Origin of the sequence: Paraburkholderia xenovorans LB400, assembly GCF_000013645.1 — a bacterium.
In the GTDB taxonomy this organism is placed as follows: Bacteria; Pseudomonadota; Gammaproteobacteria; order Burkholderiales; family Burkholderiaceae; genus Paraburkholderia; species Paraburkholderia xenovorans.
This window is the reverse complement of the sequence record NC_007952.1, coordinates 1433422-1453095: the sequence shown is the minus strand read 5'-3', so window position 1 is coordinate 1453095 and position 19674 is coordinate 1433422. Positions and strand designations below refer to the sequence as shown.

The 19674-nt window shown below is 61.1% G+C and carries 17 protein-coding genes; 5 read left to right on the top strand and 12 right to left on the bottom strand.

From position 1 onward, the window contains the following. Positions 1-954: 954 nt before the first annotated feature. Both BXE_RS28435 and BXE_RS28430 read right to left on the bottom strand, forming a co-directional pair. Positions 955-1344: a hypothetical protein gene (locus BXE_RS28435; protein ID WP_011491575.1), complete on the bottom strand. Its 390-nt coding sequence runs from the start codon at positions 1342-1344 to the stop codon at positions 955-957. Positions 1345-1421: 77 nt separating this feature from the next. Continuing rightward, positions 1422-1799: a hypothetical protein gene (locus tag BXE_RS28430; RefSeq protein WP_011491574.1), complete on the bottom strand. Its 378-nt coding sequence runs from the start codon at positions 1797-1799 to the stop codon at positions 1422-1424. A 330-nt stretch (positions 1800-2129) separates the two neighbouring features. Between BXE_RS28430 and rfbC the strand changes: the two genes are divergently transcribed. Further along, the gene (gene rfbC, locus BXE_RS28425; RefSeq protein ID WP_011491573.1) at positions 2130-2678 is read left to right on the top strand and encodes a dTDP-4-dehydrorhamnose 3,5-epimerase; all 549 of its coding nucleotides are present in this window, start codon (positions 2130-2132) and stop codon (positions 2676-2678) included. Between the two features lie 92 nt (positions 2679-2770). On the opposite strand, the gene BXE_RS28420 is transcribed toward rfbC, so the two are convergent. The 3 genes from BXE_RS28420 to BXE_RS28410 all read right to left on the bottom strand — a co-directional run bounded on the left by BXE_RS28420 (position 2771) and on the right by BXE_RS28410 (position 6561). Beyond that, entirely contained in the window at positions 2771-3772 is a 1002-nt protein-coding gene (locus BXE_RS28420; protein WP_011491572.1) for a GlxA family transcriptional regulator, read from the bottom strand. Between the two features lie 244 nt (positions 3773-4016). Next, positions 4017-4898, bottom strand: coding sequence for a UTP--glucose-1-phosphate uridylyltransferase GalU (galU, locus tag BXE_RS28415; protein ID WP_007176973.1), 882 nt, complete (start codon positions 4896-4898; stop codon positions 4017-4019). 673 nt (positions 4899-5571) lie between these two features. Beyond that, positions 5572-6561, bottom strand: a complete 990-nt coding sequence (locus tag BXE_RS28410; protein ID WP_011491570.1) for a GlxA family transcriptional regulator — start codon at positions 6559-6561, stop codon at positions 5572-5574. A 1164-nt stretch (positions 6562-7725) separates the two neighbouring features. Here BXE_RS28410 and BXE_RS28400 point away from each other — a divergent pair. Next, positions 7726-7953 carry a hypothetical protein gene (locus BXE_RS28400; RefSeq protein WP_040124784.1) on the top strand — a complete coding sequence of 76 codons (228 nt, stop codon included), beginning with the start codon at positions 7726-7728 and terminating at the stop codon, positions 7951-7953. Positions 7954-8069: 116 nt separating this feature from the next. Here BXE_RS28400 and BXE_RS28395 read toward each other — a convergent pair whose 3' ends face one another. The 4 genes from BXE_RS28395 to BXE_RS28375 all read right to left on the bottom strand — a co-directional run bounded on the left by BXE_RS28395 (position 8070) and on the right by BXE_RS28375 (position 13946). Then, a complete protein-coding gene (locus BXE_RS28395; protein ID WP_011491568.1) occupies positions 8070-9020 on the bottom strand; it encodes a dimethyl sulfoxide reductase anchor subunit family protein in 951 nt (316 codons plus the stop codon). A gap of 17 nt (positions 9021-9037) precedes the next feature. Beyond that, the gene (locus tag BXE_RS28390) at positions 9038-9793 is read right to left on the bottom strand and encodes a 4Fe-4S dicluster domain-containing protein (RefSeq protein ID WP_011491567.1); all 756 of its coding nucleotides are present in this window, start codon (positions 9791-9793) and stop codon (positions 9038-9040) included. A 25-nt stretch (positions 9794-9818) separates the two neighbouring features. Then, a complete protein-coding gene (locus tag BXE_RS28385) occupies positions 9819-12743 on the bottom strand; it encodes a molybdopterin-dependent oxidoreductase (RefSeq protein ID WP_011491566.1) in 2925 nt (974 codons plus the stop codon). 270 nt (positions 12744-13013) lie between these two features. Beyond that, entirely contained in the window at positions 13014-13946 is a 933-nt protein-coding gene (locus BXE_RS28375) for a 2-hydroxyacid dehydrogenase (protein WP_011491565.1), read from the bottom strand. A gap of 281 nt (positions 13947-14227) precedes the next feature. Here BXE_RS28375 and BXE_RS28370 point away from each other — a divergent pair, with 281 nt between their 5' ends. Further along, positions 14228-15715 (top strand): sensor domain-containing diguanylate cyclase, encoded by a 1488-nt coding sequence (locus BXE_RS28370; protein WP_011491564.1) that lies wholly within the window; start codon positions 14228-14230, stop codon positions 15713-15715. A gap of 27 nt (positions 15716-15742) precedes the next feature. Here the strand turns inward: BXE_RS28370 and BXE_RS28365 are convergent, their stop codons facing one another. Next, on the bottom strand, positions 15743-16045 hold the full coding sequence (locus BXE_RS28365; protein ID WP_011491563.1) for a putative quinol monooxygenase: 303 nt from the start codon (positions 16043-16045) through the stop codon (positions 15743-15745). A gap of 269 nt (positions 16046-16314) precedes the next feature. Here BXE_RS28365 and BXE_RS28360 point away from each other — a divergent pair, with 269 nt between their 5' ends. Next, on the top strand, positions 16315-16656 hold the full coding sequence (locus BXE_RS28360; RefSeq protein WP_011491562.1) for a zinc ribbon domain-containing protein YjdM: 342 nt from the start codon (positions 16315-16317) through the stop codon (positions 16654-16656). Positions 16657-16686: 30 nt separating this feature from the next. Here BXE_RS28360 and BXE_RS28355 read toward each other — a convergent pair whose 3' ends face one another. Both BXE_RS28355 and BXE_RS28350 read right to left on the bottom strand, forming a co-directional pair. After that, on the bottom strand, positions 16687-18087 hold the full coding sequence (locus BXE_RS28355) for a heavy metal sensor histidine kinase (protein ID WP_011491561.1): 1401 nt from the start codon (positions 18085-18087) through the stop codon (positions 16687-16689). Next, complete coding sequence (locus tag BXE_RS28350) at positions 18084-18755, bottom strand: heavy metal response regulator transcription factor (RefSeq protein ID WP_007176962.1); 672 nt, start codon at positions 18753-18755, stop codon at positions 18084-18086. The genes BXE_RS28355 and BXE_RS28350 overlap by 4 nt, the downstream gene beginning before the upstream one ends. A gap of 203 nt (positions 18756-18958) precedes the next feature. Between BXE_RS28350 and BXE_RS28345 the strand changes: the two genes are divergently transcribed. After that, complete coding sequence (locus BXE_RS28345) at positions 18959-19591, top strand: hypothetical protein (RefSeq protein WP_011491560.1); 633 nt, start codon at positions 18959-18961, stop codon at positions 19589-19591. The last annotated feature ends 83 nt before the right edge of the window (positions 19592-19674 follow it).

The window sequence follows — 19674 nt, the reverse complement described above, 5'->3', positions numbered from 1 at the left end:
GTATTCCGATCCAATACCGGTACTCGTGTTGCCAACAAAAATCGTGCTTTTCCATTCGTATTCGGACCTCACACAAGCCGCTTACCTGCAATAAGTACGTCGGCCTCAGTTGCAGTGCATCATACATAGACCGTCTTCTCACTTTATGTGACTGACGGAAAACGCCAACATGTTGGCGTTTTAGCCCACTCGCCAATTACGCCCTGGAATAGGCCTTATCTGGAGTGGATAGAGGCGGCCGGGTAATCGCAGCAGGAACGGAAAAACGCCGGAGTAATTGCGTTCTGTAAGTATGAAGCGCCAGCTCTTTTGCGAGTCGCAATGCTTCGACTCGGCCCTTTTGGAAATTCACTTTGCGCCATCCAATGGATCGCCAAACGTCCTCGGGGTGCGGCGCGTTTTGGCAAAATTCCCTGGCAGGCTGCGCCACCAATCTGGCCGGCCGGCGCCAATCCGATTGGCGATTGCGGACCACGGAAGGTCGCCGGAAACCGCGCCCAGCGACCTCTTTCAACGCACTGACTCCTGGAACAAACACAGAGCCGGCAGCCTTTACGAGAGCAATAGATGTGCGGTAAGCGACGCAAAGCCAATCAACACGCTGAGAATTGCCCATAACCGCAAGCGTGACATCAGCCTGGCCCGCGATGCTTCCCAGTTCCCACGCGCGCGATGCGGCTGGAACTCGAGAAATATCAATGGCTGGTAGTGTCGCCGCCCAACCTTCAACGCGGAGAGCACGCTGAAAACCGCATAGAAGATCGCCCATCCGAAGCAGAGATTCGCAAGGACGGAAAGAAGAATTACCATATATTTCACCAACTTAGGAGCAGCGATTGAAGTTCTTTAAGAGTACCGGCTAGTACTTCCCGTTTCATGACAAACGTTTGGCCGCATCCGTCTAATTCATTCATAGTCTGGACAGGTTCCACGCGCCTCCAGTCACCACCCGCTCTAATCCGCGTCGCACCAGATTCCGCTCTCGGGGAATCTGAGCCCTGAGACGACGAGCGCCATGCAGACCCGGTGCACTTCGGCCACCGCCGGAGACCGATAGTCGAGACGCCCTGAATCGACGAATGCGCTCGCCAGGCTTTTTGCGTCGAATAGCTGTTTCGACACCCGCAGCATTTGCGCCGAGAGCGCTTGCGCGCGGCTCGCCAACGATACGCGAGCCAGCAGATCGAGCGGGCCATTCACATACATCCAGAGATGCGTGAATTCGACGGCATGTCCGGCCGTCAGCCATTTTCCGGTTAGAGAATGCCTCAGCAATTGCGACACCACGAGATAGGTTAAAAGGTCGGTGCAAGCATCGGTGTCGGCGTAATTTGACCAGGACATGTCGAGTCAACAGGATGAGCGGGGTCACAGCTGTGGCGCGCAACGAGTTACTCCGTTTGCGCGGATTCGCGTTCGTGTCAGTCGTCCTGCCGATGAAAGACGATCTCTCCCGGCAGATTGGCCACACAGGTGACGAAGATTTCGATCACCGCCGGAGAGCGCAAGTCCAACCTCACACCGCCAAAGAACATGCGCGCCAGACTGCGTGCGTCGCATGTTTCCCGCGAGGTTCGCTCGATTTGTTCAGCCAACCGTTGCGCACGGCACGCCAGCGTGACGCGCTGCAGCCAGTCGGCGCGACGGCGATTCAGGCGCAGCCAGAGCCAGGTGGATTCGACCAGTTGCTCAGGCCTCAGCCATTGGCCGGTCTTCTGGCGTACGACCAGTTGCGACGCAACCAGATAGGCGAGCAGTTCCGTACGCGCCTGAAGATCAAATTCGAGGAGCCGGTTCATTATTGGTGACTTGATTCGACGCGGTCATGTACTCGCGTGTTTCTGGAAATGAGCATGGCGCCCCCGTCATGCAGCACGTGAAGCCGGCGCAATGCGCCGCCAACCGGTACATGTCCAACGCCACGCTGGATCTGCAATCACGCGACGGATAGTCCTATGGACAATCTGATCGGGTCCGCCAAAACATTGAAGGATTCCGCCGACCCTCGAAATGGCGTATCGCACCAATCTTTTGGCGCTCAGGGATAAACGGCCACTTGTAGTATTAATGGCCTGCCTCCCGCAACACGCCATGCAGGGTGTCCGCAATCCCTCATCCTATTCGTCACAATGGCAATCCAGGTCAAGCACACGGCAATTCGCGACGTCAAACTGATCGAGCCACGCATTGTTTCCGACACGCACGGCGTTTCATTCGACAGCTTCGATCAGGAGGACTTCGAAGAGCATGTAGCGCGTGGCTACCGCTTTGTGCAGGAGCGCCATGCGGTTTATCCGTACAACGTATTGTGTGGACTGCACTATCAGATTCAGCGACCGCAGGGAAAGCTCGTGCGTGTCGTCAACGGAGAAGTAGTGAACGTTGCGGTCGACCTGCGCCGCTGGTCGCCCACGTTCGGCCGCTATATCAGCACGCGGCTTTCGGCTGCCAACTGTCGTCAGCTATGGGTTCCGCCCGGTTTCGCACACGGCTTTCTGGTGCTGTCGGACGTGGCGGAAGTTTTGTGCAAAACCACCGAGCGCGGTTTGGCGGAGCACGAACGCACCCTGCAATGGGACGACCCGGATATCGCCATTGAGTGGGATCTGAACACGGCGCCGATCATATCGGAGCGCGATTCGTTGGGCACCCGTTTCAGCATGGCCGAAGTGTACTGACAGGAAGCCGCCATTCGCTCAGCGAGGCTCTTCCCCGTCGACCGGTTGAACGTCCTCCAACCGCAGTTCTCCCGAGCCGCGGCATGATCTTCTCAAGCCGGCCTGGAAGCGCGCTTGCTCGCGCGATACTCGGTCGGCGTGACGCCAAGATACCGGCGAAATACTTTCGAGAGCTGGCCGCCGCTGCCCATGCCGCAACGCCGCGCGATCTTGTCGACAGGCAGATCCGTTTCAGACAGAAGATGGCAGCATTTATCGATGCGAACGTACAGAAGATAATCTGACGGCGTCACGCCCATTTCCGTCTTGAAGCGACGCAGGAAATTACGCTCGCTCATCGCCACGAACTGCGCCGCTTCTTCAATCGTGATCGCCCTGCCGCAATTCATCTCCAGCCACTGCACCGAAGACTGAATCTTCTCGCTCACCACGCCAAGCACATTCCGGCCTGGCGCTCCGGTAAACTGCGCCTCGAAGCGCAGCCTGACCAGTCCCGTAATCTCGCGCGCGACTTCTGCTCCGAGATCCTCTTCGATTATCGCCAGTGCCGCGCGCAGCGGAGTATTGGATCGTTTTGAACCCGAGACTTTCAAGCCGCCCTGGGCGACCGTATGATCGCCTTCATTACGACGCAATTTGTGGGACTTGTCCGCGAATTCGGCGGCATCCATAAGCAACTGTCCCTCGGCGATAGGAAAAATTTTTTCGCTTCGTAAATCGAGCCAGCGCAGCCATGCAATGAGACGCTCCTCGCTCAGCATGTTGTGAACGCCGGCGCCGCCTGCAATGAAGAGTGCGTGAAATTCATCCGCGTAACCGCGTGATTCGATGCTGTCGGTCCAGACGAATACCGACGACGAACTCGCTATTCTTCCCCCGCCAACCGAGAGCAAATAGATATCGTAGAGCGGGCCACCAATGCGCATGGACGTACAGAACGCATTAGCCGACTGAAAGATTTCCACTACCGTCGCTGCCTCCGGTAGCGCGAACCCGTTGAAAAGGGCTATCCCGATGCGTTTCACCGCGCGAACGTCATGCAACATCTGAGACTGAGTCGCATGGCGACTAGCACGGGAAAAGAAACCTGCCATCCAGCCGTCCCCCGAAGATAAGTGGCCTCCTACGGCACATATGGGCCGTTTCCGCAAATCGTACACAAGCGATCCGCATAAAACTGACGGCTGGCTGAATAGGATAATAGGTTGGCGGTCACGGACGACCGCCACATGCGATGGAAATGGCGGAATCGTGCCAATATCCGTGATCGCGATTATTCTATGGATTCCGAACAACTACTCGACTTCCCGCCGTATGGGCGTATTCCTTCACTCCCGTTCACATCGGCAGCAGAGACAGATACTCCTCAAGGTACTCACGAAACTCGACGCCTACCTCGGGATGCCGCACCGCGAATTCCACCGTGGCCTTCAGGTAGCCGATTTTGCTGCCGCAATCAAAGCGCGTGCCGCGGTACTTGTAGGCCAGTACCTGCTCATCGGCAAGCAGCGACTCGATCGCATCCGTCAACTGGAGTTCGCCACCGGCACCGGGCTTGATGGTGCGCAGATGTTTGAAAATGCGCGGCTTCAGCACATATCGACCCACAACACCGAGGTTTGAAGGAGCCGCGCTCGGCTCGGGCTTTTCCACGATGCCCGACATCTTGATGATGGACTGCTCCCATTCCTTGCCGTCGACGATGCCGTACGATTTGGTATCCTGCGCCGGAATTTCCTCAACGCCGATCACCGAGCTATGGTAGTGATCGAACACCTCGATCATTTGCGTCATGACAGGAGGGCTGCCGTATAGCAGGTCGTCCGCGAGAATCACGGCGAACGGACTGTCGCCTACCAGCTTCTCCGCGCATAGCACCGCGTGCCCGAGGCCGAGCGCCTCCGGTTGGCGCACGTAAAAACAGTCGACATGGCTCGGCTTGATGCTGCGTACCAATTGCAGCAGCTTGTCCTTGCCGCGCGCTTCCAGTTCCGCCTCGACCTCATACGACTTGTCGAAATGGTCTTCGATCGCGCGCTTGCTGCGGCCCGTCACGAAAATCATTTCAGTGATGCCGGCGGCCATAGCCTCTTCGACCGCATATTGGATGAGCGGCTTATCCACGATCGGCAGCATCTCCTTTGGGCTCGCCTTCGTGGCAGGGAGAAATCGCGTGCCAAGGCCTGCTACCGGAAAGACTGCCTTTGTAACTTTTAGCATGAGGGACTCCGAGTGTCATTAACATGGGCAAATCGCAGTTGGATCATCCCGGCCCCACTGATCGGCACGCAAGGCCGGGCGCGGTGGATGGAACAGGCGAGGGCAAAGTGCGCGAAGGTCAACGCTTGACGTTGAGACCGGTAGTCCGGCCGTGACCGCCGATTCAGTGGAAGTCGCCGCTCACGCGAGCCGAAACGACGAGGCGGGAGCATAAGGCCTCAGTTGGTCACGTAGTCGCGCATGGCGTAAGCGATGCGAATTTTGGCCGAACCGGCCCTACTCGCTGTATTTTCTCTCGCTCAATTCGCCTTCACTCCGATCTTCCCTTCGGCTATGAGCCGTCAATTCAGTCTGGATTCAGGGATTTTTCAGGTAATTTTCAGTGCCGCCACCTGATCCAGAAACTTTCCTGGCCACCCATTTTCCTGTACGCGGGCAATGAATCTCGCGAGATCGAGAAAAAACATCCGGCATGAACAATTCCGGACGCAGCCGGTTAATTTCCACGAGCTTATGGTCATTAGAGAGGATCCCGGCAAGACAGATTACCGGTAATTTCGCCAATAATTTCCTGGGTTGAAAAATAACCGAATGCATCTGAAATAAAACGATATGAACTGTTTTTTCCAGGTGAATTAGCAAATTCGAGGCAGACAGAAGCGCAATTCTCCGTTCAAACCCGCTTGCTCATACGATACTCGGTGGGCGTTGTCGTCAGATGCTTGCGAAAGAGTTTCGCCAGCCGACCGCCACATCCAATGCCGCAATGGCGAGCTACCTTATCGACGGGCAGATCGGTTTCGACAAGGAGTCGACAACTCATATCAAGCCGCACGTAGAGCAGATAATCGGACGGCGTCACGCCCATTTCAATCTTGAAACGCCTGAGGAAATTACGCTCGCTCATGCCCGCCATCTGCGCGGCCTCGTCGATCGAAATATGGCGATGCCCATTCGCTTCCAGCCATTTTGCCGACACCTTGATTTTCTCGCTCACGCCGACCGAGGCATTCTTGCGCACAATCGCCGTAAACCGGGTATCCGTGGATGGCGCAACCCAATCGGCGATCTGACGCGCGATTTCCGCGCCGAAATCTTCCTCGATCACCGCAATGGCGGCTCGAAACGGGCTGACAGAAACGCCCGAGGAGCCATTGCCGGCGCCCGTTCGCACGATTTCGCCCGCGCGTTCGCCGTATCGCCTGATACCGGCCGCCTGCCCGAACCCGGCGGCGTCGAGTAGCGCCCGTCCTTCACCGATCGGGAACACCAGTTCCCCGCGGCGATACGTCCGCCGAAGCCAGGCAATCAGATGTTCGTCGCGTAGCGCATCAATTACGCCTCCGCCACCCGCTATGAACAAGGCGTGAAAGCGCTCCGATTCGCGCTGAACGCCGATGCCCTCGGTCCAGACGAATACCGATGAAGAGCTCGCAACCCTGCCCCCGGCTGCCGACAATAAACTGACGTCATATCGCGTCCTGCGGTACTGCCCGCCCTCCGTGAACGCATTCGCCGAATGGAATACCTCCGCGATCGCTGCCGCCTCGGGAAGGGCAAAGCCGCCGAACAAAACTATCCCGATGCGTTTCGCGGTACCGGCCTCTGGCAAAACGTGAGGTACCATTGCGCTGTTGCGATAAGCGACTGAAGACCACCCCATCAGATTTTCCCCGGAAATTGGTTGTCCGTTCCGACTTGCTTTGAGTCTGATTAATTATCGGGATTGATCGTACATAAGGATGGTCTACGACACTTTTTTCTGGCCGAATCGACCAATATGTTGGCGGATATGGTCAATCCTTTAGGCGACATACAAGGGCGCGCGCTCCAGCGCAAGGAATTTCAGGTTTTTTGCAATGGCGATCTTTAAGGCTGCGCATCCGGTCAATTCATTTATTCAATAACCATATTCATATTTAGTATTTGCAAATTCGAAAACATACATGATCACATCATCGAAATGTAGTAATGCTCGATGAATGCATGCCGGAACAGACGGACGTTCATTGCGCGCATGTAAAGCCGCATCAAATCAAATTGATCAGCTGGAATCGAATGAACACGTGAAGTTCACGTGCGGGCGGCCGCTCGCCAGCGGCCTCGCATGCGTTCCCCGCCTTCCTGTCGTGCCGGTTGGCGCCAATCAGGTCTGGAGCCTGGCCGGTACAGCCTGCGCCGAAATGGCAGGACTCCCTGGAATGGACTCCCCGTGCCAGGAATACCGTTTCCCGGGCGGACATGCCGACAATCTGCGTCACGAACAGCGGTGGGTCATCCACGGCTATGCGGCCGGTATCACACTGCAACGTGTTAGCCGCGCCTACCCGTATGCCTCTTTCTCATGTCCCGTTCAGTCAACATTTTGACTCAATCCGCCACGCACATCCGCTGTCTGATTCGACCGATTAAACTCCGCTTCGGTCTTTCGAGGGGGCGCTTCTCTGTGAAGCAACCCCGCCCCTCGATTTCGCCTGTCGCCCCTCGGGCGGCAGGCATTTTTTCTTGAGCCGCCAGATTCGATTTCCCGCGATAAGGGGAACAGAGCATCAGCCAACGCTGCGGACGCGTGCATCGGAACTCTCACTTCACGCTTCAGTGTTTCGAGCCGACGTGTGAAGTTCGCCACGCTGACCGGGATGGCTGTTCAGTAAGGTGATTCTCGCCTGAGTCATCGGTGGATGAGGTTTATGATTTTTTCCCCAATGCTTCTTCGGCTCGCGACGAGACGATCGCCGCCAGCCTTCAATTGACCAGGCCGGACGCGGTAGTCTCTCCAGGAGCCTATCGCGGAGCGTAAAATTTTACACACGCAAACGGGACATGTATGGACGAGAAAGTGACGTATGTGTATGAGTACACGGGCGGTTTTGGCACATACCGCACCACCGGGTCGCAGATGGTACATCTGCTTCCTCTCGTTGGAGACAACGTGACCATGAGGGTCGACGAACCCGGGTTTGACGGCGTTCTGAAGGTGAAGTCGCGGCTCTTTGAATACGACAGGATGGGCTCATTGACTATTATTTTCAGTCTCTCCCACACCATCGCTTAAGATTCCAGATTATCAGGCCGCCAGTGGCAGAGAAGTGCCGCAGCAATACGTGGCGAGCCCACGCGCGGTGTCATGCGATCACACAACCCATTGCCTCTATCTAACCAGGCATTCCCTCAACCGACTCTCGCGTAATAGAGATTCTGTGGATGCTTCGCTTCCGCGAAGAAAAACCAGCGCTCCGCAACCAGCCCCGCGTATTGCACCAGACACGCCGCGCCCAGCAAGCCGAGCGACACCCCGATCGAATGCAGACTTGCGCCCACCGCTATCAACACGACCGGCGCAACAAAGGCCGTGGCCAGGAAACCCCATTTGACACCGCGCAACGTGCCCGCCGATTTGCCGTGAAAGAACTCCCGCAGATTGAACGCGCCGGCGGTGAAGCCGCGCGACACCTGCACCAGCTTGGGATTGCGAATGCCGGTGGCGCTCTGCACCGTCGACTTCGGCCGCAAGCGCGCATTGCGCACGAGCGATGCCGAGCGGCTCGCGCAACCGGCGAGCGTCAACATGCATGCGCAGACGGCCAGCCCCGCGGTCAGTGCGGGCGCGAACCACGCGCTCAACGCCGTTGCCAGCGTGAAGCCTGACGCGCAACCGAGCAGCGAGAAGTTCACCAGGGTGAGCGGCGTGGCCCACTCCTGCAGAAAGCGCAGGCACGCGTAGATCATCGCCGTGCAGACGAACAGCGCGGCGCTCGCTAACACACCGAGCCAGCCAATCGCGAGCGCCCAGGGCGAACCGAACCAGTGCGCGGCACCATAGAAAAAAGCACAGGCAAGAAACGCCGGCAGGCACAGGCATTCTCGCGACAACCACGAGGTGCGCCACATGGCGATCGCGCGCCATGCGCGTTCGGGATGGCCCAGATGGAAGAACGACGCGAGCAGCCCGAGTCCACCCAATATCACCGACACGGCCGCGCCGGCGATATAGAACGCATCGGCGGCCGACGCCAGCAAGCCGAAATGTTCAGCGGTTTCCACGCCGACGAGCGCGATCAGCAGGCCCTGTGCCGCGCCGCTCAGGGTAGTCAGAAAAACCACGGAGAATGCGGGATTCATCGTGCAGTCCTATCGTTTCAGATGCGCGTCGCCATCGACGCAAGATGCAACTCACCGCGCTCGAGTTGCGCGTCGAGCGATTCCGGCGACTGGGCCGGGTCCGCCACCGAGCCGGACGTTTTGCAGGAGCACGAACCGCTACCGCAGCTCGCCGCCTCGGTGGGCACGCGCGGCAAATAGTGATTCGCCGGCCGCGTATTCCACTCCGGCATCAACTGATAGCCGCCGCGCTCTTCGATAGCCTTCGACACCACCGACTCCGGGTCGTGAATATCGCCGAACAGCCGCGCCGAGGTCGGGCACGCGAGCACACAAGCCGGCTGACGGTCACGTTCGGACAGGTTTTGGTCGTGAATACGATCCACGCATAGCGTGCACTTCGTCATTTCCTTGCGGCCTTCGTCGAGTTCGCGCGCGCCGTACGGGCACGCCCACGCGCAATACTTGCAGCCGATACAGCGGTCGAAGTCCACCAGCACGAGCCCGTCTTCCTTGCGCTTATAGCTCGCACCGGTCGGACAGACCGGCACGCATGGCGGATCCTCGCAGTGCAGACACGACTTCGGAAAATGGATCGTTTCGGCGTTGGGAAAACTGCCGGCTTCGAAGCTCTGCACCCGGTTGAAGAAAGTGCCGGAGGGATCCGCGTCGTACGGATTCAGGTCGGCGAGGCTGCCCGATTCGCCCGACGTATTCCACTCCTTGCAACTCGTCACGCACGCATGGCACCCCACGCATACGTTCAGGTCGATCACCAATGCCATCTGTGTCATCAAAGGCTCCTTGCGGCTGTCTGTGCTATTTGCGGCCCGTCGCGCCGCGCAGCCGCGCCGCGAATTCCCCTCGTCCCGCGAAGTAGGTTTGCACGATGCGTGAGATCACACCGTTTTCACCCGGCACCGCGGGCATTGCCGCGAACTGCGGCAGCGTGTGCCGCGCGTCGGCTTCCGCCGGATAGATGCGCACGCGCACGTCGTACCAGGCGGCCTGGCCCGTCACCGGATCGGAATTTGACATGCGGCTCGCCGCGTCGTCATCGCGGCCGGGCAACTCGTCGGTGATCAGGTGATTGAGCAGGAAACCGCGTTGCGATTCGTTCGCGCCCGGGCCGAGATTCCACGCGCCCGATGCCTTGCCAATCGCGTTCCACGTCCATACGGTGCCCGGTTCAACTGTCTCGCTGAAGCGCGCCATGCAACGCACGCGGCCCCATTGCGATTCGGCGTAGATCCAGCTGCCGTCGGCAATGCCGTTTTCGGCCGCCATCAATGGATTCATGTAGAGATAGTTCTCGCCATGAATCTGCCGCAGCCATGCATTCTGCGAGTCCCACGAGTGGTACATCGCCATCGGCCGCTGCGTCACGGCGGCAAGCGGAAAACGCACGAGGTCCGTGGCGGTATTTTCCAGCGGCGCGTACCAGAACGGCAGCGGATCGAAGTACTTTTCAACGCGCGCGCGCAGGTGATCCGGCGGCTGCCTGCCGCTCGTGCGCCCTTGCGCGGCGAGTCTGAACTTCTGCATCACGTCGGAATAGAGCTGGATCAGGATCGGCTCGCCGAACTTGCGAAAACCGTTCCTGACCGCCCACTCGAGATATGGCCCGTTGCAGTTGCGCATGTATTGCAGCGTCTCGGGTAGCGGGTAATGGAACACGCAATTGTTCTTCGCGTACTGCTCCCATTGCTTCGGATTAGGCTCGCCCACCAGCGCCTTGTCACCGTCCTTGCCGCGCCAGCCGATCAGGAAACCCACGCCGGAATCCGGTGTGGTCGTGAAATTGACGACAAAGTCGGGATAGTCGCGAAAGCGCCGCTCGCCATCGGCGGTCGTGAAGGCCGGCAACTTCAGACGCGACGCCAGTTCGATCAGCACTTCCTGGAACGGCTTGCATTCACCGGTGGGCGGCACGACTGGTACCCGCACCGAATCCACCGGTCCATCGAATTCGGAGATCGGCCGGTCGAGCATGGACATCGCGTCGTGCCTTTCCAGATAGGTCGTGTCGGGCAGGATCAGATCGGCGAATGCCGTCATCTCCGACTGGAACGCGTCGCACACCACCAGAAACGGAATCTTGTACTCGCCGTTCGCGTGCCTGTCGGCGAGCATCTCGCGCACTTTCATCGTGTTCATCGACGAATTCCACGCCATGTTGGCCATGAAGATCATCAACGTATCGATCGGATACGGGTCGCCGCGCCACGCGTTGGTAATCACGCTGTGCATCACGCCATGCACGGCGAGCGGATATTCCCACGAGAACGCCTTGTCGATCCGCACCGGGCCGCCCTGATCGTCGATGAACAGGTCCTCGGGCGCCGCGGGCCAGCCGAGCGGGCCGGTGGCGAGCGGCGTGTTCGGCTTGACGGCGTCGGGGCTGTTCGGCGGTTTCGCCGACGGCGGCACCGCACGCGGAAACGGCGACTTGTGACGAAAGCCGCCCGGGCGGTCGATCGTGCCGAGCAGCGACATCAGAACAGCGAGCGCGCGGATCGACTGGAAGCCGTTGGAGTGCGCCGCGAGGCCGCGCATGGCATGAAAGGCGACCGGGTTGCCGGTGACCGTCTCGTGCGTCTCGCCCCACGCGTCGGTCCAGCGGATCGGCAACGTGATGCGGTGGTCGCGGCTCGTCTGGATCATTTCGCCGGCGAGGCGGCGGATCGTGTCCGCCGCAATGCCCGTGATCGCAGCGGCCCACTCGGGCGTGCAATCGGCCACGCGTTCGCGCAGCAAGGCGAACGACGGCGTGACCGGCGTGCCGTCGTCGAGCGTAAAGCGGCCGTCTAGCGCGGGATTGACGCCCGGTGTGTGATGCGGCACGGCGCGCGCGGCGTCCGCATCCCACCAGAGATGATTCTGCGGGAACAGCGGATTGCCGACCGGCCGCTCGGGGTCGCGCACGAACAGGCCGAAGTTTTCGCTCGCTTCGTCGAGGTCGACCAGCTCCGCCGCGTTGGTATAGCGGCGCACGAATTCGTGATCCCACGCGTCGGCGGCAATCAGTTCGTGCAGAAACGCCATGAACAGCGCGCCGTCGGTGCCGGGTTTGATCGGCACCCATTCGTCGGCGATCGCCGCGTAGCCGGTGCGGACCGGATTGATTGCAATGAAGCGGCCGCCCGCGCGCTTGAACTTCGAAATGGCGATCTTCAGCGGATTCGAATGATGGTCTTCCGCCGTACCTATCATGAAGAAGAGTTTCGCGCTGTCGAGATCCGGGCCACCGAATTCCCAGAACGAGCCGCCGATCGTGTAGATCATGCCGGCCGCCATATTGGCCGAGCAAAAGCCGCCGTGCGCCGCATAATTAGGCGTACCGAACTGTTTGGCGAAGAGTCCGGTCAGCGCCTGCATCTGATCGCGGCCGGTGAAGAGCGCGAATTTCTTCGGGTCCGTGGCGCGAATCGCACCAAGACGCTTTTCGAGCACGTCGAACGCGTATTCCCACGACACCGGCTCGAACTGCGCGCTGCCCCGCTCCGCGTCCGGCTTGCGCATCAGCGGCTGCGTCAGGCGCGCGGGCGAGTACTGCTTCATGATGCCGGAGGCGCCCTTCGCGCAGATCACCCCCTGATTGAGCGGATGCTCCGGATTGCCGTCGATGTAGCGCACCTCGCCTTCCCGCAGATGCACACGGATACCGCAACGACAGGCGCACATGTAGCAGGTGGTTGTCTTGACATCGAGCCGTTCGTTCTGTGTGCGGGCGTGGTGTTCCATGCGGGATCTCCGTCGCGGCTCCGGGTGGGTCGAAGCGGTGGTGATGCGGTATCGCCCATCCTATTCGCCGCAGCCTTGCAATGGAAATCGCCATTCGTGACGGAAAGTATCCGCCGTGCCGATAGTTTCGGTTTGCCTTTCAATGAAGCGCCGGCCCGCGCGTCGCGCGAAAAGCGGCCGCGGCCGGCGTGGGGGACCGGCGCTTTCCCGTTCGTCAACGGCTTGGCGCTGCGCGGTAAAACGCATGAACGCGTGAGCGCCGGGTCGACGTCAGATCGGCGTCAATACCGCTTCACCCGCAAAATGCCGGCTCGCATTGCTGAGGAAATTGTCGACCGAGGCCGTGATCGCTTCCGGCGAACGGCCGCCCACATGCGGCGTCAACACCACGTTGCGCAGTTTCAGCAGCGCCTCAGGGGGATTCGGCTCGCCCTCGTAGACGTCGAGCCCGGCGCCGCCAATCGTGCCCGCCGTGAGCGCCTGCGCGAGCGCCGCCGTGTCGAGCACGCTGCCGCGCGAAACGTTGACCACGAAGCCCTGCGGACCGAGCGCCCCGAGCACCGTCTGGCCGATCAGGTGACGCGTATCCGCACCGCCCGGCGTTGCGACCACCAGAAAGTCGCTCCAGCGCGCGAGCGCTTCCACGTTGTCGAAGTACTTGTGCGGCGAGCCTTCGCGCGGCTTACGGTTGTGATAGCCGATCTCCATGTCGAAACCCACGCCGCGGCGCGCGACCTTGCTGCCGATATTGCCGAGCCCGACAATGCCGAGGCGCTTGCCGGATACGTTCGGGCGCATGGGCAGCGTATCGCGCCAGACGCCTTCGCGGGTGGCCTGATCGAGTTGGGGCACGTCGCGCACCACCGCGAGCAGCAAGGCGAATGCATGGTCGGCCACGCAATCGTCGTTGGTGCCCGCGCCGTTGACGAGCACGATATCGCGCGAACGGGCATGGTCTACGGCGAGGTTTTCATAACCGGCGCCGAGCGCGCTGACCAGTTCCAGCTGCGGCATGCGGTCGATTTCCGCCGCGGTAAGTCCGGTCGTGCCATTGGTCAGCACCGCTCGAATCGTTTCGCCATGTGCGTCGATCGCGGCGGATCGCGCGGCGGCATCGGGCGCGTAGATGACGTCGAACGCCGCTTCGATACTGGCGCGGCTTGCATCGTTCAAATGGATCAGAACCAGAAGGGATGGCTTCATGATGGCGGTTTTGTCAGCAACGTGAATGGACGGAACGGGTTTCAGGCCAGTGTAGCAAGGCTCGCAAAGGCGTGCTGGCGGCCGTCCGGAGGGCTCGGCGCCCCGCCTTGTACGTCCCCCGCAGCCTCTGCCCGGCGGCGGCCCGGCGTGCCTCAAGTCTGTCGGCACGCGGCCGTTATCTTGCTGGATGGCCGCGGCGAAAACGAGGCGCAACCGGTCTTTCTTTTCAGCCGCGGCCCAACCCGCTTTAAAATAGCGGCACTTCCGATTCCGAGAACTCCATGCTGGACATCCTCCCGCGCGGCCCCGCGCCCGCCAACGACGACTCCGAGATGTTCGAACTCGCGCCCGTTTCGCTCTGGCTCGAAGACTTCAGCGGCGTGCGCGCACTATTCGAGGCATGGCGGGCCGACGGCGTGACCGATCTGCGCGCGCATTTCGCCGCCAATCCGGACTGCGTCGCGCAATGCGCGCATAGCATCCGCGTCATCAAGGTCAATCAGAAGACCCTGACGCAATTCGAGGCGGCCGATTTCGAAGCGCTCAACGGCAATCTCGCCTCGGTGTTCCGCGACGACATGCTCAAGACCCACCTCGAAGAGCTATGCCAGTTGTGGGCCGGGCAATCGCAGTTCACCAGCCAGACGGTCAACTACACGCTCGGCGGAAGGCGCCTCGACGTACTGCTCAAGGGCGCCGTGCTGCCCGGCCACGAGGCGCGCTGGGACCGCGTACTGGTGTCGGTCGAAGACATTACCGAACTGGAAGGCGCGCGGCACCGCGTGACGCTCGCCGAGCAGTATGTACGCGGCCTGTTCGAGTATTCGCCGGTCTCGCTCTGGGTGGAGGATTTCAGCGCGGTCAAGCGTCTGCTCGACGACGCGCGCGCGGCCGGCATCAACGATTTCCGCGTGTTCACGGACGTGCATCCCGAGTTCGTCGAACGCTGCATGCAGGAAATCCACGTGCTCGACGTGAATCAGCACACGCTCGACATGTTCGCGGCCAAAGACAAGAAAACGCTGCTGGCGCGTCTGACCGACGTGTTCCGCGACGACATGCGCCCGCATTTCCGCGAGCAGCTGATCGATCTGTGGGACGGCAAGCTGTTCCAGCAGCGCGAAGTGCTCAACTATTCGCTCGATGGCAGCGAGGTGCACGTGCACCTGCAATTCTCGGTGCTGCCGGGCCATGAAAAGAACTGGGACCTGGTGCTGGTGGCGCTCACGGACATCACGGCGCGCAAGAAGGCCGAGGCCTACCTCGAGTTCCTCGGCAAGCATGACGTGCTGACCAAGCTGCGCAACCGCTCCTTCTACGTGGACGAACTGAACCGGCTCGAACGCAAGGGTCCGTGGCCCGTCACGATCATCATGGCGGACCTGAACGGTTTGAAACGCGTGAACGATCAGCTCGGCCACGCCGCGGGCGACGCGCTGTTGCGGCGCGCCGGCGAGGTGCTTGCCAAAGCGACCGAGACGCCGTTTCACGCGGCGCGCATTGGCGGCGACGAGTTCGCGATCCTGATGCCGGACACCGACGAGCGCGGCGGCATCGCAATGGTCGATGCGATCAGGCAACTGATCGAGCTGAACAATCAGTTCTATCCCGGCTCCCCGCTCAGCTTTTCGATGGGCGCGGCCACCTGCCAGCGCGGCGACCGGCTCGAAGCCGGCGTGCAACGCGCCGATCTGCTCATGTACGAGGAAAAGCGCGCAACCTACGCGAACCAGCCGGCTGCCGAAGCAGGCGACGCGGCAGCCGGCTGAAAAGCAGACGCGCCGTCAGCCGCGCCTTCAGCCCGGCAATTTGGCCGCCAGCACATCGACTTTTTCAATGCTCGGTGGCGAGGCGAACAGTTCGCCGGCCTTCGCCATCAAGGCGGCCGCCACCTTGCCGCTCAGGTGCGCGTCACGGCCGCCTTCGTCCGCAAACGCATCGAAAATGCCGAACGTGGACGGTCCCAGCTTCAGCCCGAACCACGCCACGGTGCCGGGCTCCTCCTCGACGAGCGGCAGGCCGCCGAGCAGGAACGCTTCGACCTCCTGCTCCTTGCCGGGCCGCGCTTCCAGACGAACGTACAGGGCGAGTTTGACCATGACAGAACTCCTGCTGTGAGATTCGGGCAATAGGTGCCTTGCAAGGCCTCGCAAAGCATGACGAAACACGGGGGACCGCCGGGCTGCTGGAAAAGTATAGTCCGCCTCCCGTTGAGCGTCGCCACGCGCCTTTCGGGCCAGAATCGCGGCCCGCCCGTTTGCGCTCGCGCAGCATCCCGCATGCCGGACAGTGGCGGCCCGGCGCGCGTCCGCTATACTCGCCAACCCCGAAGTTATCCGCGGCGCCGCCGCGGCCTGGAAAGAAAATCATGTCGACAATTCCCGCCTGCCCGCAATGCGCAATGGAAAACACCTACCCGGACGGAGACAATTACGTCTGCCCGGATTGCGCACATGAATGGCCGATGAACGCCGCAGCGTCCGCCGACGACGCCGACGAACGCGTGGTCAAGGACGCCAACGGCAACCCGCTGGCCGATGGCGACGCCGTGGTGCTGATCAAGGACCTGAAAGTAAAAGGCTCGTCGATCACGCTAAAAATGGGCACTAAAGTGAAGAGCATTCGCCTCGTGGGCGGCGATCATGAAGTGGACTGCAAGATGGACGCCGGCAACTTCATGCTGAAGGCCGCGTACCTGAAGAAGGTCTGAGCGAACGGCGCCGGCCGGCAGCGGCGCCGCTCAAACACCCGGGAAGCGCAACTCGAAACGCACCACGCCCGGCGCCGGGCACACCACACGCGCCGTGCCGCCATGCAGATGCATGATCGCCTTGACGATCGCGAGGCCCAGACCGCTCGACTCGGTGAACGCGCTGCGCGCCGCGTCGGCGCGATAAAAGCGGTCGAACAGACGGCCCAACTGCTCCTCGGGAATCGGCGCGCCGTCGTTTTCGACCACCACGGTGGCGCCCTCTTCGTCCTGTGTGCCGCGCAGGCGCACCACCGTATCGCTCGCGCCGTAGCGCACCGCATTGACGACCAGGTTGTTGATCGCGCGCCGGCACAGCATCGGATTCACCGATGCAACACCTTCTGCCTCGACTGCGAAGCGCATGCCGCGTTCGTCGGCGGGGCCTTCGAAATAGTCTGCGATCCTCACGAGTTCGCCACGCAGGTCCACCGGCTCACGGTCGACCGAAAGCGCCGCATGATCGGCATGCGCCAGAAACAGAATATTTTCCGCAATATGACTGAGGCGGCTCAATTCCTCGAGATTCGATTCGAGCAGTTGCTGATACTCTTCAGGCTCGCGAGTTCTTGCAAGCGTGACCTGGGTCTGCCCGATCAACGCGCCGACCGGCGTGCGAATCTCGTGCGCGAGATCGGCAGAAAACTGCGACAGACGCTGATAACCGTCCGCAAGACGGTCGAGCATGGCGTTGAACGCATGCGTGAGCTGGCGCAATTCGAGCGGCGCCGCCGCGCTGTCGAGCCGCACGGACAGGCTCGCCGGGCTGATTTGCGCGGCCCGCGTGGCAATCTCGCGCACCGGGCGCAACGCGCGGCGCAACACGTAGTAGGCGAGCAGCGTGGCGGCCAGCATGCCGATCAGCGTAGCCAGCACGATACGGTTGCGGTAGGCGGCCAGCATGCGCACTTCCTGCGTCATCGGGTGGCCGGCGATCACTTCGACTTCGGTGCCGTCTTCGCGCGCCCTGGCGGTGGCCATTGCCCAATGCACCGGCACGCCGTCGGCCAGCCGGGTCTGGCGGATGTCGGCAAAGGTCGGCAGACGGCCCGCCTCGCCGGCCTGCAAGGCGGGCACGGCCACGCCCGCCGGATTCACGTCGATAAACGGCGCTTCACCCGGACGGCGAAACAGCAACACGTCCTGTTCCGCGCCGAGCATGGTCTCGAACAACAGCGGCCGGTTCTTCAGTTCGCTGACCGAATAGAGATCGCGCACAATGCGGCTGAAATGCTCGACGCGAGCGGCCAGCACCACGTCGGCGCGGCGCTCCAGCGACAATTCCGCTGAACGGTAGAAATAGGCGCCCAGCGTGCCGATCACCACGCACGCAATCGAGGCGAACAGCACCGTGGTGCGAGCCGTGAGCGAGCGCCCGGTCCAGAATTTCATGAGCCGTCGCCGAAGGTGTAGCCGATGCTGCGCACCGTATGGATCAGCTTCTTCTCGAACGGATGATCGACCTTGGCGCGCAGCCGTTTGATGGCCACGTCCACCACGTTGGTGTCGCTGTCGAAGTTCATGTCCCACACTTCGGAGGCGATCTGCGTGCGCGAGAGCGCCTCGCCCTGGCGGCGCACCAGCAGATGCAACAGCATGAACTCCTTGTTGGTGAGCGGAATTTCCACGCCTTCGCGCGTCACCTTGCGGCGCAATACGTCGAGCTTGAGGTCGGCGATTTCGAATACGTCGCTCTCGCGGGTCACGCCGCGACGCAACAGCGTGCGGATGCGCAGCACCAGTTCGGTAAATGAAAACGGCTTGACGAGATAATCGTCCGCGCCGAGTTCGAGACCGCGAATACGGTCGCTGACGTGGTCGCGCGCAGTAAGGAAAATCACCGGCAGATCGCGCCGTGCCCGCAGCGCACGCATGATTTCCCAGCCGTCGATGCCGGGCAGCATCACGTCGAGCACCACGAGGTCGTAAGCATTTTCGAGCGCCATGTGCAGGCCGTCCGTGCCGGTGCGCGCGAGATCGACCGCATAGCCGCTCTCGCGCAAACCCTTCTTCAGGTAATCGCCGGTTTTCGGATCGTCTTCGATGACGAGGATGCTCATGGTGCTCGGTGCTCCAATTCGGGCTGCGGCCCGAAGGCCCGCTACGCTGCTCGCTGGAATGCTGAAACGCTGAACGTGGATATGTCAGCCATTCTACGTGGCCCTCGCGCGCCATTCATGACGTTTTTGTCATCCGTCTGTCACTCGCCGGAGCCGGTCGCGAGTCTAATCTGCCCCCATCGTTCACCACCTGGAGCAGATTCATGAAGATCGTTTCCGCGCGTGCGTTGCGCACCTTCGTCGCCCCCGCGCTCGCCGCCGCCGCGTTCCTCGCCGCAGGACCCGCGGCATTCGCCCAGAACGCTGCGCCCACCGGCGTACGCGGCACCGTGACGTCGTTGTCGGGCGACCTGCTCAAGGTCCACACGCGCGACGGCAAGGACGTCGACGTGAAGCTCGCCAAGGACACGCCGATTCGCGGCGTCGTGCTCGCCAATGTGAACGACATCAAGCCGGACAGCTATGTCGGCACCGCCGCGATTCCGCAGGCGGACGGCACGCTGAAGGCGCTCGAAGTACACGTGTTCCCGGCCAGCATGCGCGGTTCCGGCGAAGGCCATCGTCCGTGGGATCTCGGCGGAAACAGCTCGATGACCAACGGCACGGTCGGCTCGCTCGTGGTCAGCAATGGCCGCACGATCACCGTGAAGTACAAGGACGGCGAGAAGAAAATCGTGATTCCGCAAGACGTGCCTATCGTCGCGCTGGAACCGGGCGACCGTTCGCTGCTCGTGCCGGGCGCGAAAGTCGTGCTGTTCGCACACAAGGAGGCTGACGGCTCGATGGCCGCCAACTTCATCTCCGCGGGCGAACACGGCGTAACGCCGCCGATGTAATACGGCGTTGCCGGTTGTATCGCTTGTCCGGGCAGCCGCGTTCTTCAATGGCGCGGCTTTCCACTTCCCGTTCGCTTCGTGAC